Annotated in this window: 14 protein-coding genes; 10 read left to right on the top strand and 4 right to left on the bottom strand. The window is 49.8% G+C overall.

Features of this window, described 5'->3' with window-relative positions:
- The first annotated feature begins 93 nt into the window (after positions 1-93).
- The gene (locus ACWA6V_RS06300) at positions 94-477 is read left to right on the top strand and encodes a response regulator (protein ID WP_449521678.1); all 384 of its coding nucleotides are present in this window, start codon (positions 94-96) and stop codon (positions 475-477) included.
- A gap of 23 nt (positions 478-500) precedes the next feature.
- Here the strand turns inward: ACWA6V_RS06300 and ACWA6V_RS06295 are convergent, their stop codons facing one another.
- Complete coding sequence (locus ACWA6V_RS06295) at positions 501-1,724, bottom strand: HD-GYP domain-containing protein (RefSeq protein WP_449521677.1); 1,224 nt, start codon at positions 1,722-1,724, stop codon at positions 501-503.
- 268 nt (positions 1,725-1,992) lie between these two features.
- Here ACWA6V_RS06295 and ACWA6V_RS06290 point away from each other — a divergent pair, with 268 nt between their 5' ends.
- Positions 1,993-3,624, top strand: coding sequence for a diguanylate cyclase (locus tag ACWA6V_RS06290; protein ID WP_449521676.1), 1,632 nt, complete (start codon positions 1,993-1,995; stop codon positions 3,622-3,624).
- Between the two features lie 83 nt (positions 3,625-3,707).
- Here ACWA6V_RS06290 and ACWA6V_RS06285 read toward each other — a convergent pair whose 3' ends face one another.
- Positions 3,708-4,163: an outer membrane protein assembly factor BamE gene (locus tag ACWA6V_RS06285; protein ID WP_449521675.1), complete on the bottom strand. Its 456-nt coding sequence runs from the start codon at positions 4,161-4,163 to the stop codon at positions 3,708-3,710.
- Positions 4,164-4,241: 78 nt separating this feature from the next.
- Here ACWA6V_RS06285 and fur point away from each other — a divergent pair, with 78 nt between their 5' ends.
- Positions 4,242-4,649, top strand: coding sequence for a ferric iron uptake transcriptional regulator (fur, locus tag ACWA6V_RS06280; protein WP_310074599.1), 408 nt, complete (start codon positions 4,242-4,244; stop codon positions 4,647-4,649).
- Positions 4,650-4,848: 199 nt separating this feature from the next.
- Here the strand turns inward: fur and recN are convergent, their stop codons facing one another.
- The gene (recN, locus tag ACWA6V_RS06275; RefSeq protein WP_449521674.1) at positions 4,849-6,516 is read right to left on the bottom strand and encodes a DNA repair protein RecN; all 1,668 of its coding nucleotides are present in this window, start codon (positions 6,514-6,516) and stop codon (positions 4,849-4,851) included.
- Positions 6,517-6,627: 111 nt separating this feature from the next.
- Positions 6,628-8,247: a methyl-accepting chemotaxis protein gene (locus ACWA6V_RS06270; RefSeq protein ID WP_449521673.1), complete on the bottom strand. Its 1,620-nt coding sequence runs from the start codon at positions 8,245-8,247 to the stop codon at positions 6,628-6,630.
- A gap of 424 nt (positions 8,248-8,671) precedes the next feature.
- Between ACWA6V_RS06270 and grpE the strand changes: the two genes are divergently transcribed.
- The 7 genes from grpE to ACWA6V_RS06235 all read left to right on the top strand — a co-directional run.
- Positions 8,672-9,241, top strand: coding sequence for a nucleotide exchange factor GrpE (gene grpE, locus ACWA6V_RS06265; protein ID WP_449521672.1), 570 nt, complete (start codon positions 8,672-8,674; stop codon positions 9,239-9,241).
- 196 nt (positions 9,242-9,437) lie between these two features.
- Positions 9,438-11,372 carry a molecular chaperone DnaK gene (gene dnaK, locus ACWA6V_RS06260; RefSeq protein ID WP_449521671.1) on the top strand — a complete coding sequence of 645 codons (1,935 nt, stop codon included), beginning with the start codon at positions 9,438-9,440 and terminating at the stop codon, positions 11,370-11,372.
- Between the two features lie 210 nt (positions 11,373-11,582).
- Positions 11,583-12,701, top strand: coding sequence for a molecular chaperone DnaJ (gene dnaJ, locus ACWA6V_RS06255; RefSeq protein ID WP_449521670.1), 1,119 nt, complete (start codon positions 11,583-11,585; stop codon positions 12,699-12,701).
- A 127-nt stretch (positions 12,702-12,828) separates the two neighbouring features.
- Entirely contained in the window at positions 12,829-13,440 is a 612-nt protein-coding gene (locus ACWA6V_RS06250) for a hypothetical protein (protein WP_449521669.1), read from the top strand.
- A 16-nt stretch (positions 13,441-13,456) separates the two neighbouring features.
- On the top strand, positions 13,457-13,960 hold the full coding sequence (locus ACWA6V_RS06245; protein WP_449521668.1) for a hypothetical protein: 504 nt from the start codon (positions 13,457-13,459) through the stop codon (positions 13,958-13,960).
- A gap of 48 nt (positions 13,961-14,008) precedes the next feature.
- Positions 14,009-14,530: a M23 family metallopeptidase gene (locus ACWA6V_RS06240; protein ID WP_449521667.1), complete on the top strand. Its 522-nt coding sequence runs from the start codon at positions 14,009-14,011 to the stop codon at positions 14,528-14,530.
- A 98-nt stretch (positions 14,531-14,628) separates the two neighbouring features.
- Positions 14,629-15,360, top strand: a 732-nt coding sequence (locus tag ACWA6V_RS06235) for a CPBP family glutamic-type intramembrane protease (protein WP_449521666.1), incomplete at its 3' end; no start/stop codon positions are given.

Below are 15,360 nucleotides of genomic sequence, written 5' to 3'. Positions count from 1 at the left end.
AGGGCGCCACTTTTTTTGGGCGTTTTCCAATGGTGAATACGATCGGATAGCAACACAAAAACCCATGTTAAATACATTAATCAGGTAACTGTAATGGATCATGAATTAACCCGCATTTTGTACGTTGAAGATGACCCGGATATTCAGGCCATCGCCGTAATGGTATTGGAAACTATCAATGGATTTACACTCGAAGCCTGCAACTGCGGCAGCGATCCCTTGGCGAAAGCTCTGCACTTCAAACCGGATTTGGTATTGCTGGATGTGATGATGCCGGGTATGGATGGCCCGGAAACGCTTAAGGGGTTGCGCGCGTTTCCCGAATTGGCAACGACACCGGTAGTATTTATGACCGCGAAGGTGCAGCCGCAAGAGGTGGAGGGTTATCTCAATTTGGGAGCGGTAGGTGTTATCGCCAAACCGTTTGACCCTATGACGCTGGCGCAGGAGCTGCGCGATATCTGGTTAAGACAATAGAGGGTGGTCGAGACAGTAATTGTCTAACTAATGCCCGACCACAGCATATCGAGATTTTTAAAACCCCAGTCGTCGGGCGATTCGCGCCCGATAATTTTTTCTTTACCCACCAGTTTGGCCAGATCCAGTGTTTCCTGGATGATCGGCATTTTGGTTTTGGCCGAGTAAAACACTTTTACACGCGGGCTCAGCAGCGATGTTTCGTGCTGCTCTACCACGACCGCGAGCCGCCCGCTTTCCAGGCGCACCAGTGAACCTGTGGGGTAAATACCTACGGTTTTGACGAAAGCCTGGAATACAGCTTCATCAAAATGCCCCTTGCTCCACTCCGCCATTTTGCGAATGGAATCGGCGGGTGCCCAGCCTTTTTTGTAGGGGCGATTGGAGGTAATTGCATCATAGACATCGCAGACTGCACCCATTTTGGCATAGAGGCTGATAGTCTCGCCCTTGAGTCCGTGCGGGTAGCCAGTACCATCCATTTTTTCATGGTGGTGCAGACAAACATCCAGCACCATAGGGCTGACTTGATAGCTTTCAATTAAAATCTTGGCGCCGACTTCCGGGTGGGATTTCACGATAGCGAATTCACTGTCAGTGAGTTTGCCCGGTTTGTTAAGCACTTTCATAGGAATGCCGACTTTGCCAATATCGTGCAGCAGTCCGGCGAAACCGGCTTCGCGCACCATTTCCTCATCGAGGTTTAATTGGCGTGCAAGGGCAATCATCAGCGCACACACCGCAACCGAATGCATATAAGTATATTCATCGGCAGTTTTCAGCCGCGCGAGGCTGATCAATGCATGCGGCTGGCGCATGACGGAATTGGAAATCTCTTCTACTAGTGCTTTTGCCTGCTCGATTTGAATCGCTTTGCCCATGCGAGCGTCGCTAAACATTTCAATCACGGCTTCTTTAGCTTTGGCGCAGAGTTTGGCGGCAGTTTGTATTTCATCCTCCAGCGATATTTTTTCTCTGCTTTGAGTGTTTTCCGCCTCAAGTAATACCGCTTCGGTTTCTTGTGCGACTTCCTCTTCTGTTTTTCCCGGGACTGCTTTATCTAAATCGGCGCCTTGGGTGACATCAATCCACAGCTCTTTGATCCCACTGGCCTGAATTGCCTGCAGGTCTTTTTCGTCGGTGAGCAAAAATTTGGTTTTCCAAAAGGGATGCTCCATCCAGGAACCGCAAAATTCACATATGAACATGCCGAGCTGGATATCTTTGACTGCGATTCGTTTGAGCATGTGGTTCCAAATAGTTGACAGCGGAGGTAGAGGTTAAGTCTGTTCTGGTGAGTATAGACGGGGATTTTTTGTCGGGCGGAGCGCAGTGGGAATAAATTTTTTGTGGTGGAAAAAAGCGCGTTGGCGTTATTCCATTTGATTGGCTAAACGCCGAATTCACACCTATTATTCACACTAGACTGCGGAACTTCCCGGCATGGTAGACGCCGATAGGTCTTGCGCAAAAACGACAATAAAATTTCCCCTGTCTCCCAGGCATCGGTTACCCATGGATAAAAATGCTGAAATTGCGCTAAAACTTCAGGCATTGCGTGACGACTATGCGGCGCGCTTGCCCGCCGAAATCCAGTCGTTGCGGCATCTTGTTAGCGATTTGGCGAAGCCCGAATTCCAGCGCGATACACTCGATCAACTCAATCAGAAATTGCATAAACTAGCGGGTTCGGCAGGCAGTTTTGGTTTTCCCGACCTCGGCAAGCAAGCAAAGAAACTGGAGCTGCAAACGCAGACGTGGCTGGCGGCTAACCAGTTGGATCTGGGTATGTTGCGTGTCTTTGCGGTTGCCGTTGCCGCACTGGATGGGCAGGCACAGGGCGATAGCGCCAAAAAAATTCCCCTGGTATCGCAAAGTGCCCCGCTAAAGACCAACACGCTGATCTACGTACTGGAGGACGACCCCGATGTTGCCGACGAAGTCTGCATGACCCTGCGTCACTTCGGCCATCAAGTCGTGCATTTTTCCACTATCGCCGCTGCCGAGGTTGAAGTGCTGCGGCGCCCGCCGGATTTTATGATCTGCGACATTATGTTTACTGAAGAGGGGCGTGAAACCCCCGAGGCGGTGGCGATTTTGCAGCAGAATTTACCCGCGCCTGTGCCGGTGATTTTTGTCTCCACCCGCACGGATTTTGAGGCTTACCACGCGGCGGTGCGCGCGGGTGCGGTGGGTTATTTTGTGAAGCCGCTGGATATCATTCGCCTGGTCGACTGCTTTGAATACTATCTTGACCGCCATCGTAGCGCGCCCTACAGGGTATTGATTATCGATGATGACTTTGCGCTGGCCGAGCACTATAAATTGGTGTTGAACTCTGCCGATATCCGGGCGGAAGTGAGCAATAATCCCAATGAAATTTTTGAGGTGCTGCAGGATTTTCACCCGGAACTCATTTTGCTCGACATCAACATGCCCGGCTGCAACGGCATCGAGTTGGCCCAGGTCATTCGTCTCAATCAGGATTGGCTGCGCGTCCCCATCACCTATCTGTCATCGGAGCAGGACGTGGAGAAGCGCGCGGTGGCCATGGGGCGCGCAGGCGATGATTTTTTAAGTAAACCACTGGGCGATCGTGAACTTATCACTGCTGTGTCCGTGCGAGCGGCGCGCAGCCGCCAGCTGAGTGATGCTCTGGATCGCGACAGCCTGACTGGCCTTTTGAAACATTCGCGCATTAAAGAACAAGTGGATGCAGAGCTGAGCCGTGCCGTGCGCAGTGAAGAAAATTTAAGTGTAGTGATGCTCGACCTCGACCACTTCAAGCAAGTCAATGACACCTACGGCCATCCGGCGGGCGACAAGGTGATCAAGGCGATTGCACATTTATTGCGCCAGCGCTTGCGCAAAACCGATGCAGTGGGGCGCTATGGAGGCGAGGAGTTTGTTGCTGTGTTGCCGCGCTGCAGCCGTGAAGAGGCGCAAGTGTTGATGGAAGATGTGCGCCAGCGTCTGCGCGATATCAGTTTTACGGTTGACCAGCGCACCTTTAATGTCACGCTCAGTGCAGGTATCGCCGCTTATCGGCCGGGTGTGGGGCGCGCTGAACAATTGCTGCAAGAAGCGGATGCGGCGCTCTATCGCGCCAAGGCTGAGGGGCGCAACCGTATCTGCCTGAGTCGATAATCATCATTCTGAAAACAGTGAGTTCAAATATACAACGCCCGGATTGACCGGGCGTTGTTATTAATCAGGGATGGCTTTTGCGATTATTCGAGCTCTTCCGGATCAGGTACTTTCGGGGGGGTGCTGTCTTCGGTAGGCACAGGCACATCGCGGTTCATATCATCCAGATACTTCTCCGATTTCTCTCCTGTGAGTGGAGCTTTACCTGGCAAGTAATCGCCCTCTGTTTTTACCAGCTTGTCATTATCAAAATAGACAGTGTAAAGGTATTGGGTGATCTCACCCTGTGACCCGCGACGTACACTGTAAGGATAATCCCAACGGTCATCATTAAATGTATCGGGCAGTAAGGTATTACCGAGTACAAAGCGCACTTGCCGTTTGGACATGCCCAGCTTCAGTTGCTCTACCATCTCTTGCGTGATGATGTGACCCTGTTGGATACCGACTTTGTAAACACCGGGAAAGCGGAAGCTGGAGCAAGCGGTGAGGCTGGAGACTAAGACCACGGCCAGAAAAACACGGCTGGCTAATTTCATACAAGGGCTTCCACTAACGAAAATGAACGCGGATAATACCCGAACCACAGGAACACTGAGAAGGGTTTGGGGGAAATAATGGCAGACGGTAACCACGAACTGCGCAAAGCGGGTCTTAAAGTGACCTTGCCACGTGTGAAAATTTTGCAAATGCTCGAATCCTCTGAAAAGCATCACATGAGCGCGGAAGATGTTTACAAAGCGCTAATGGAACAAGGTGATGATGTAGGCTTGGCGACTGTCTATCGGGTGTTGACCCAATTTGAGACCGCCGGTTTGGTAGTGAGACACAATTTTGATGGCGGCCATTCAGTGTTTGAAGTGGCGCGCGGTGAACATCATGATCACATGGTCGATATAGATTCCGGCACCATCATTGAGTTCCATAATGATGAAATTGAAGCCTTGCAAAAACGTATCGTAGCGGAGTATGGTTTCGAACTGACCGATCACAGTTTAGTGTTGTATGTGAGAAAGAAACGTTAGTGCGAGAAAGGCAAGTGTTTAGGTAGCGATGTTTTTGGTGATTTGTTTCCAAGTAACCCTGTTCCATGTAAGAAAGTTAGTGCTAGATGCGGTAAACGTTAGTGCTTTATGAAAGAAAACGTTGATTTGTTTTACCCGCTTGAGGGCGCGATTTATCGCGCCCTTTTTATTTTCAGCGGTTGGCTCGCCCGGTATTTTGCTAAAGCGCCAGCATTTCACGTGCGTGCGCCAGGGATTGATCGGTAATTTTCAAGCCGCCCAACATGCGCGCAATCTCTTCCACTTTGCTTTCCCCTGCTAATTCCACCAAGGTAGATTCCGCACTCTTTTTGCTGGATGTCTTCACTACCTGCAGATGCTGATGGCCTTTGCTCGCTACCTGCGCTAAATGCGTGACACAGATAACTTGCCCGCGTTCTCCCAACTGCCGCAATAGATGACCAACCACATCACCCGTAGCGCCGCCGATACCGACATCTACCTCATCAAACACCAGCGTCGGGGTGGCCGAGGTTTTGGCGGTAATCACCTGAATCGCCAGGCTAATGCGCGATAACTCGCCGCCCGAGGCGATTTTAGCCAGCGGGCGCGGCGCTTGGCCGGGGTTGGTGCTGATTAAAAACTCCACGTCCTCCAAACCATTGGGGCCGGGTTTATCGGTAAGCGGGAGCAAGCTGACACTGAGGTTGGCATTGGTCATCGCCAATAATTTGAGTTGTTCATTGACTTGCTTGGCGAGGCTGGTGCCTGCTTTACTGCGTTTGGCTGAGAGTTGTTCGGCCAACTGGCGATAGGCTTTTTCAGCCTGCGCAACCTGCTGTGCGAGTTGGTCGAGTTTGCCATCGCCACCCTGCAACTGCTCCAGCTCTGCACTGAGTTTCTCGATAAACGCCGGCAACTCTTCCGGTTGGATTCGGTGTTTGCGTGCCAGGTCATAAATCGCCGACAAACGATCCTCAACTACAGCGAGGCGCGCCGGGTCGAGGTTAAAACTGTCGATATGGCGATCAATCTCATGCTGCGCCTCTTCGACCTGGATCTGGGCACTGGTCAGCAGTTCCTCCGCCGTTTGCAGTGCTGCCGATTTCTCCGGCAGGTTGCGTAAAATGTGCAGGGCGCGATGCAGGTTTACACTCAAGCCCTGCTCGTCATCGCCGCAAAATGCCGCCAGCTGCTGGCTGCCGTGCAGTATCTCTTCGGCGTTGGCGAGGCTGCGCTGCTCCGCCTCCAATTTGGCCTGCTCGCCTGGTTGCAAGCCAAGCTGCTCAAGCTCGTTAAATTGATAGCTGAGCAGTTGGAAGCGCGCACTTACATCGGCGGCGTTGTCGCGCAGGTGGATAAAGTGTTCGAGCCGGCTCTGCCACTCGCGGAAGGCGAGGCGCACTTGTTTTGCCAGATCGGTCTGGCCCGCAAATTCGTCGATCAGGCGGCGATGGGTATCCTTGATCAGCAGCGATTGATGTTCGTGCTGGCTGTGGATATCAATCAGCATCTCGCCCAAAATCCGCAGCTGTTGCAAGGTGACTGGCTGGCCGTTGATATAGGATTTGGATTTGCCCTCGTTGTTGATCAGGCGGCGCAGCAGGCACTCCTGCGGGTTGTCCGGCTGCTGTAAATCCATATTGAACAGCCATTCCTGCGCACCGGGAATGGCACTGGTATCGAAGGTGGCGGTGATGTCGGCGCGGCTGGCGCCGGTGCGCACCCGGTCTGCTTCGGCTCGGTCGCCCAAGGTGAGTGCCAATGCATCCAATACAATGGATTTACCTGCGCCCGTCTCACCGGTAATCACCGTCATACCGGGTTTGATATCCAGATCGAGCTGGTCAACCAAGGTGAAGTTTTGGATATTCAGATGGGTTAGCATGGGCGCCTCGCAGGTGTTGCCGCAATAAAATAGCCAGACATTTAATGGGAATAAATGTCTGGCTATTTATACAGTATCTGCGGTCAGGGTGGCAAGCTGCTGCCGGTTCAATTACAAGCGGAAGCCTTCCAGTTGGCGGCTGAGTTCATCGGAGGCATCGCGAATTTGCTGCGACGCCATAAGTGTGCCGCGGGCTGCATCTTTGGTGCCCAGTGACGATTGTTCAACCTGGCTGACATACTCCAGGATCAAACTGCTCGCCTGTACATGTTCGATCAGCGAGCTGCCGATATGCGCCACCATCTTGGCGACTTCATCGGTCTCGCGGCGCACGCTCTCCACAATTTCACCGCCTTGGCGGGTTTGGCCAATACCTTCTTTCAGTTGCACTACCATGTCATCCATATTTTGTTTGGCAACGCGGCTGGAGTTCTGCACGGCAGTAATGGTTTCGCTGATTTCACTGGTCGCTTGCGTCGTACGCTGGGCGAGTTGGCGCACCTCGTCGGCTACTACAGCAAATCCGCGCCCTTGTTCGCCGGCGCGCGCTGCTTCGATTGCGGCATTGAGTGCGAGCAGGTTGGTTTGGTTGGCGACTTCGCTGATCACAGAAATTACGGCGGAAATACTGTTGATCCGGTTGGCCAGATCATCAATGCTGCCCTGGGTCTGGATCACGCTGTTGTCGATTTCCACAAAACTTTTCACCGCACTGGAGATCAGTTTTTGCCCCTGGTTAGCAGTTTTGGAGGCGTGGTCAGTCTGGTTGGTGGCGACTTTGGCCTGCTGCATTGCATCCTTGGTCTGCATATTAAATTCTTCGGCCGAGGAGGCAATCTTGATGGTGTTGATGCTTTGGTCTTCCGCCATGGCGGTACTGGTTTCGGCCTTGTGGACTATGTCATCGCTGATAGAGTGCAGGCGTGCCACCATTTGCGATATGCCGCCGATCACCTCACGTAGCGCATGGCGCATACGTACCACCGATCCGTAAATACTGTCTTCCGGCGCCTGGTGTACATCGCGCTCGGTCAGGTCGCCGCCCGCTACTGCGCGCACCAGCGTCAGCACCTCTTTCAATTCAGCACCCAGGCCGCGATCCAGTTTACGGGCAAACAATACCACCGGCACCACTATGAATAGCATCACCAGTAAACAGACCGTTAACTGCCATTTGGCGGTTTCCCAAAAGCGGGAATTTACTTCGTTAAACCCTATTCCAGTGCCTACTACCCACTTCCAACGCGGAGAGAGCTTGGCGATTGAGAGCTTTTCTTCAATCGACCCATCGGCTTGTTTTTGCGTCCAGTTGTAGCGTGCGAGTTGGCCGTTGGCCTTTTCGACTGCTTTTTGCAAGATCTCACCCACACTGCGGCCATTGCCATCTTTAAATTCGTGGAAACTGGTGTCGTGAATTTGTGGGTCGAGTGGGGCAGCAACAAAGTTCAACTTCTCATCGGCGACATAAACGTATTCCGACTTGTGATAGATGTTGTTGCGCAACAGCGTGGTGGCGATTTTTTTGGCAGTTTCATCATCCAGCTCGCCGCGTGCGGCCATCTGCTCCATCTGGATGACGGTGGCGTAGGTGCTATTGAGTAACTGTTCTACACGCGCCGCGTTGTCCTGGTTGCTGGTGTAGCGCACGGTGTACAAGCCAATCAGCATAATTCCCAGTAAGCCGATAAGAATTTGAGCGGAGACGATCCAGATTTTGACGCGCAGTGACATTGTGCCCCCTGGGAGTGGCTAAGTTATAAACAGGTGTTGATTGACCTTATGCGCAAGGGACAACGTTGTCAAATAGTATTTAAACGCATAAGTTCGACTTTCCGACCCAAATGGTTATTAAGGTTCGGATTCACTCTTTTGGCGCAAAAATCAACAATTACGCACCTGAATTGTGCGCTTTTTTAGATGGCTTTCTGTGGGTTGTGACCGCCAAGGGTCGGTATAAAAATTCTGCTTTGAGTATAGGCAGCAATTTGTCGCTGCCAGCAAGTTGGTCGCGCTTATTTAGTGTTGAGGCCAGATCGGGAAAAACTTTGGCGACAAAAACTTGAATCCCCCCGCGCGAGCCCCATATAGCGTCCACAGTAATTCAAGCGGACCAGTGTTATCCCTGTATCCGCCCAACCTGCGATGGAGTACCCAAGTGTCAACCCAAGACTATAGCGATATCCAAAACACCGCCGAGCCGCTCAATCCGGGTGAGGATGCGGCTGAGCAGACGCAAACTGCCAACGAACCCAGCCTGGAAGCACTGCAGGCTCAATTGGCAACCTTGGCAACAGCCTACGAATCTGCCAAAGAGCAATCCCTGCGCTCACAAGCCGAGGCACAAAACGCCCGCCGCCGCGCGGAGCAAGATGTTGAGAAGGCACACAAGTTTGGCTTGGAAAAAATGGTCAACGATTTGTTGCCAGTTGTCGATAACCTGGAGCGCTCGCTCGCCGCTATCGATAGTGGCAATGAAGCTTTTGCCGCAGTGATTGAAGGTATCCAGCTTACCCATAAATCGTTTGTCGATGCGCTCGCCCGTCATCAAGTCATTGCGGTCAGTCCGGAAGGTGAGCCATTTGATCCCAACTTGCATCAAGCAGTTTCTGCTGTCCCCAATCCGGATGTAGAACCCAATACCGTACTTACCTGCTTCCAAAAGGGTTACACCTTACACGGTCGCCTCGTTCGTCCGGCGATGGTGGTGGTATCCAAAGCGCCCTGATTCTCGTGAGAGGCAACAGAAGGGCGCGCGGGAAACCACAACAAATGTAAGGATTTTTTGTGCGCTGGACTTGAATTAATTTCACTCGCGCCAATATAGAAAATAACTGCCGATAGCGGCAAGAAACCAACAATTCAGTGCAAGTTATTCGTGTCATTGCACTTAGCAACACATAGCAATTTTTAGGAGCAACACCATGGGCAAAATTATCGGCATCGACTTGGGTACCACCAACTCTTGTGTATCTGTACTTGAAGGCGGAAAACCAAAAGTGATTGAAAACGCCGAAGGCGATCGCACTACGCCGTCAATTATTGCATTCACCAACGACGATGAAATTCTGGTGGGTCAATCCGCCAAGCGTCAATCAGTCACTAACCCGCACAACACCTTGTATGCGGTAAAGCGTTTGATCGGCCGTAAATTCAAAGACGATGTTGTGCAAAAAGACATCTCCATGGTGCCGTACAAAATTGTTGCAGCCGACAACGGCGATGCATGGGTAGAAGTGAAAGGCGATAAAAAAGCACCGCCGCAAATTTCTGCTGAAGTATTGAAGAAAATGAAAAAAACCGCTGAAGATTATCTCGGCGAGACAGTAACTGAAGCGGTCATTACCGTTCCGGCTTACTTCAACGATTCACAACGTCAAGCCACCAAAGATGCCGGCCGCATCGCAGGCCTGGATGTAAAACGTATCATCAACGAGCCAACCGCGGCTGCACTGGCATACGGTTTGGATAAAGGTGTGGGCGATCGCACCATCGCGGTATACGACTTGGGCGGTGGTACTTTTGATATTTCCATTATCGAAATTGCCGACGTTGATGGCGAGCATCAATTCGAAGTGCTTTCAACCAACGGCGATACTTTCCTCGGCGGTGAAGACTTTGATATGCGCTTGATTGAATTCCTCGCAGAAACTTTCAAGAAAGATACCGGTATCGATTTGCACAACGATCCACTGGCGCTACAGCGCTTAAAAGAAGCGGCTGAAAAAGCCAAGATCGAATTGTCATCCAGCCAGCAAACTGAAGTGAATTTGCCCTACATCACTGCCGATGCAACTGGTCCGAAACACTTGGTGGTAAAACTGACCCGCGCAAAATTAGAGTCGCTGGTAGAAGATTTGGTTAATCGCTCCATGGAGCCAGTAAAAACCGCGATCAAAGACTCCGGTAAATCGCTGAGCGAAATTGACGATGTAATTTTGGTAGGCGGTCAAACCCGTATGCCGCTGGTACAAAAAGCGGTTGCGGATTTCTTCGGTAAAGAAGCGCGCAAAGATGTAAACCCGGATGAAGCAGTAGCAATCGGTGCTGCAATTCAAGGTTCTGTGTTGTCAGGCGATACCACCAACGTATTGTTGTTGGATGTAACTCCATTGACTCTCGGTATTGAAACCATGGGTGGCGTTGCGACTCCGTTGATCGAGATAAACACCACGATTCCTACCAAGAAATCACAAATTTTCTCGACTGCTGATGACAACCAAACCGCAGTAACGATTCACGTCGTGCAAGGTGAGCGTAAGCAGGCGTCGCAAAATAAATCACTCGGCCGTTTTGACCTGAGCGATATTCCACCGGCGCAACGCGGCATGCCGCAAATTGAAGTGACTTTCGACATCGACGCCAACGGTATTTTGAACGTAAGCGCGAAAGACAAGGCTACTGGTAAGGAACAGTCTATCGTGATCAAAGCCTCTTCCGGTTTGAGCGACGATGAAATCCAGAAAATGATCAAAGACGCAGAAGCCAATGCTGATGCTGACCGTAAATTTGCTGAAGTGGTTGCTGCACGCAACACTCTCGAAGGTTTGATCCATGCAACAGAAAAAACCGTGAAAGAAGCGGGCGATAAAGCAACTGCAGATGAAAAATCGGCGATTGAAGCGGCGTTGACTGAAGCGCGCGATGCCGCCAAGTCAGAAGATTTGGCGAAGATCGAAGCGGCCACTACCAAGTTGACTGAAGCTTCAGGCTCACTTGCGCAAAAACTTTACGCGGAGCAACAAGCGGCAGGTGCAAATGCTGGCGCTGGTGCACAGCAAGCCGGTGGCAACAGCAAAGCAGCAGATGACGGCGTAGTGGATGCTGAATTTGAAGAAGTGAAAGAAGACAACAAATAAGTTTTCGTTCACTGTTCAGGAAGTAACAAAAACAAATGCGGGCTTGCCCGCATTTGTCATGTAAGAATCTGGCAAATGTAGCCCGTATGAAGTCTAACGAAATACGGGGAATGTTTTAAATGATCAACCCCGTATTACGCTAGGCTCCATACGGGCTACGATGAAATCATTATTTGAAATGTAAAACACATTTCTACTACCGGTGTAACCATGGCAAAACGCGATTACTACGAAGTCCTCGGCGTCGAAAAAAGTGTAGACGCAGCAGAATTGAAAAAAGCTTACCGCCGCGTGGCGATGAAATTCCATCCGGATAGAAACCCGGACGATCCCTCTGCGGAAGAAAAATTCAAAGAAGCAAACGAAGCCTACGAAGTACTTTCCGATGACAACAAACGCGCTGCTTATGATCGTCACGGTCACGCGGGCGTTGATGGTCAGGCGGGCATGGGTGGCGGTGCTGGCTTTAATAACTTTAGCGATATTTTTGGCGATGTGTTCGGCGATATTTTTGGTGGTGGCGGCGGACGCGGTGGTCGTGGTGGGCCTGCGCGCGGTTCTGATCTGCGCTACAACCTTGAACTGAGTTTGGAAGAAGCTGTTAAAGGCACCAGCGTCCAAATAAAAGTGCCTACACTCGTCAGCTGTAAAACCTGCGACGGCTCAGGTGCAAAACCCGGTAGCAAACCCGTTACCTGTACAACCTGTGGCGGGCACGGTCAAGTGCGTATGCAACAGGGCTTTTTCTCGGTGCAACAAACCTGCCCTACCTGTCGCGGGCGCGGCACTATTATTTCTGATCCATGCAAATCCTGTCACGGTCAGGGCCGCACTGAAGAAACCAAAACCCTTTCCGTTAAAGTGCCAGCAGGTGTGGACACTGGTGACCGCATCCGTTTATCCGGCGAAGGCGAAGCGGGCGCAGACGGTGGACCAAGCGGCGATTTGTACGTGCAGGTGCACGTGCGCGAACACAATATTTTCAAACGCGACGGCGCCGATTTATATTGTGAAGTTCCTATCGATTTTGTCGATGCTGCGCTCGGCGGTGAATTGGAAGTACCCACACTCGATGGCCGCGTAAAATTAAAAGTTCCGGCCGAAACCCAAACCGGCAAACTGTTTAAATTGCGCGGCAAAGGTGTAACGCCGGTACGCGGTGGCGGAGTGGGCGATTTGCTTTGCCGTGTTGTAGTCGAAACACCGGTCAACCTCACCAGTAAACAAAAAGACTTGCTCAAGGAATTCCAAACGACCATGAAAGGCGGGAAATACTCGCCGAAACAGTCGAGTTGGTTTGATGGGGTTAAGAAGTTTTTTGGTGAGTAAGTAATATGTAAAATTAAAAGCCGATTCGAGAGAGTCGGCTTTTTTGTTGGGCTGGGTATTTGATTTGTTGGTCATACCAAATTACATTTTTGATGGATATTAAAGTCTTAATAAGAGGAGTGGTGCGATGAGAATGTTTCTATTTGTATGGGTGCTCGTACTGACTGGCTGCGCTTCGAATAGAGCGGATAAAAATATTGAGTTTAACAGTGAAGATTTGAATTCATTGATCGTATTTGGCTTGGATATAAGGACAGATTATAAAGATCCGATGTTTACTTTTGTGCAATATGATGTTGCATCCAAAAGTGTAGTAGAAGGGTCACAGATAGATCGTAAATCAATGAGAGATACATTAACTGATTCTGTTTTTGCCAGTCAGATTCCTACGGGTCATAGGTATTTTGTATTTAAGTTGCCTCCTGGGGCATGGCTTTTAAAACAGGCTCGTGTTGGTAATGTAAGTTTAATTTTTTCAAAGCAGACAATTAGTTTTTCCACCAGGCAAGGAGAGTCGCATTATTTAGGGGAGTTTAGGTTGGAGAGTAACTATCGTTATCCTCAGTTAAAAGTGTTGCCAAGTGACATATTCGGTGCTGAATTGGAGGTGAATCATAATTATCCCGGAGTAAAAACTAAGTTGGCTGAAACTAAAAATAATAAAGTTAGGTTCTCATGTGAAGCCAATTCAGGTCTAATGGATAAGGCTGACTGCGATAAAATAAAAATTTATTTTTAATGGATGAGGGGGTTGTATGCGAATTTTTGTGTTGTTTTTTGTTATGTGTATGATTGGTTGTTCGGGTTTTGATGGTAAAAGAGTTTCGTCGGAAGATGTGCTATATAAAGAAAAATTTGTTTTTTCGGATTCTCCTGAAGTGGTTTTTAATGCGGCACGGAGGTCAATATATGATCTCAAATGGGAGATTATGTATTCGGGCGATCAATATCCAGATTACAACTATGCTGGCTTGAGTTATCAGTATTTATCCCGTAAGGGTGACGCCAATACGGACAGCTGGCATCAAATAAAAAAGGATTCGGGAAGCTATATATATAAAATTATGCAAGTGAAAACACCAACATCTCCTTTTAGTTATGGCGCAGTTATATATGTAACAATTGCTACTGACGATAGTGCAAATACGAAAGTATCCGTAATTGCAGGTTCGAGTCAGGTTAATGAACAGAAAAAACTCGATGGATATATAAAGTCCTTGTGTGATCAGTTAAATAAAAATATCGGAATGAAAAATTAGACGCGAATGGAGCGTGACAATTTGATGTTACTGCTCCAGTGGGTTCATATGAAAAACATAAGTATAAAACGCAAAGCCTTAAAAATATTCCTCGTTATTTTCGTAATCATTTTATTCCTGCCTGAATTCTCCAAGATCCCCGTCCAAAATGCCACTGCAAAAGATTGGAATGTAAAGTCCTTTTGGTTTGAGCCTTGGGGGAAATCCGGTGTGCATAAGGGGATTGATATTTTTGGCAAGATGAATACACCGATTTTATCGACCACTTATGGGTTGGTGATTTTTGCGGGTGAGTTGCCGCGTGGTGGCAAAGTAGTTGCGGTCTTGGGGCCAAAATGGCGAGTGCATTATTATGCGCATTTGAGTGCTGATTCGGTATTTATCGGCGAACCCGTATGGAGCGGTAAAACCATTGCGAGTTTGGGGGATAGTGGCAACGCCAAAGGCAAGCCGCCGCATTTGCATTATTCTGTTGTGACGCTGGTGCCTTATCTCTGGCGGATTGACGATACAACACAAGGGTGGAAGAAGGCGTTCTATCTTGATCCAGCGGCGATACTTTTACCTTGATGCGTTGGGTATCGCTGCGCTCAGCCTGCGCGGCCCGACCTGCGCGGCCCGACCTGCGCGGCCCGACCCAATCTACAGAACTTTGAAGAAAAATTATCGTGAATAAAAAAGAATTGATATGCGGTTTGGTGCTGGCAGCTTTGGTTGCTGTGTTGGTCTTTGTGGGTTGGTTGCCTTTGGCTAATGCGATTGGTCTCTTGGGGGTTGCCTGCCTTGCGTGGTTTTTCCGCAAAGAAGAATTAAATCACTGGATTAAAGTGGGTTTGTTTTTAGTGTTGGTGCCGCTGGCGTTTTGGGTGGCGAGTTATGAGCCGGAGGGATTTGCTTATCCGCAGTTATTTAATTTGGCGGGCGAGGCTGGAGAAACTGCGCGCTATGAATTGTCGGTTGATCTTGCAAAAGGCATTGCCGGTTTTCTGTTGTTGTATTTACTGTGGCCAAAATTGCGCGTAAATGAATTTACTGCGGGTAAGTGGAGTTCCATTTCTGTTCTGCTTCTGGCTCCGCTATTAATTATCGGCGTAGCGATTCTGTTATTGGGCTTGCGGTGGCAGCCTAAACCGATTGAACAAATTCTGCAGTTTGCGGTTGTAAGTTTGTTCATAACCTGCGTAGCTGAAGAAGTATTTATGCGGTTTTTATTTCAGCAGAATCTGCGCAATGCCATCGCAAGTTTTACCGCTAACCGCGCGCTGCAAGAAATTATTCCGCTCCTGCTGGTGACGGGGGTTTTTGTGGCGATTCACACTGGCATTAGCGGCGCAGCTGTGTGGGTATATGCGCTAGCGGGATTTTTGTATGGACTTAGCTACACCCTGAGCAAAAATATC

This window comes from Cellvibrio sp., assembly GCF_053579595.1.
This window is presented reverse-complemented; position numbering and strand designations above follow the sequence as displayed.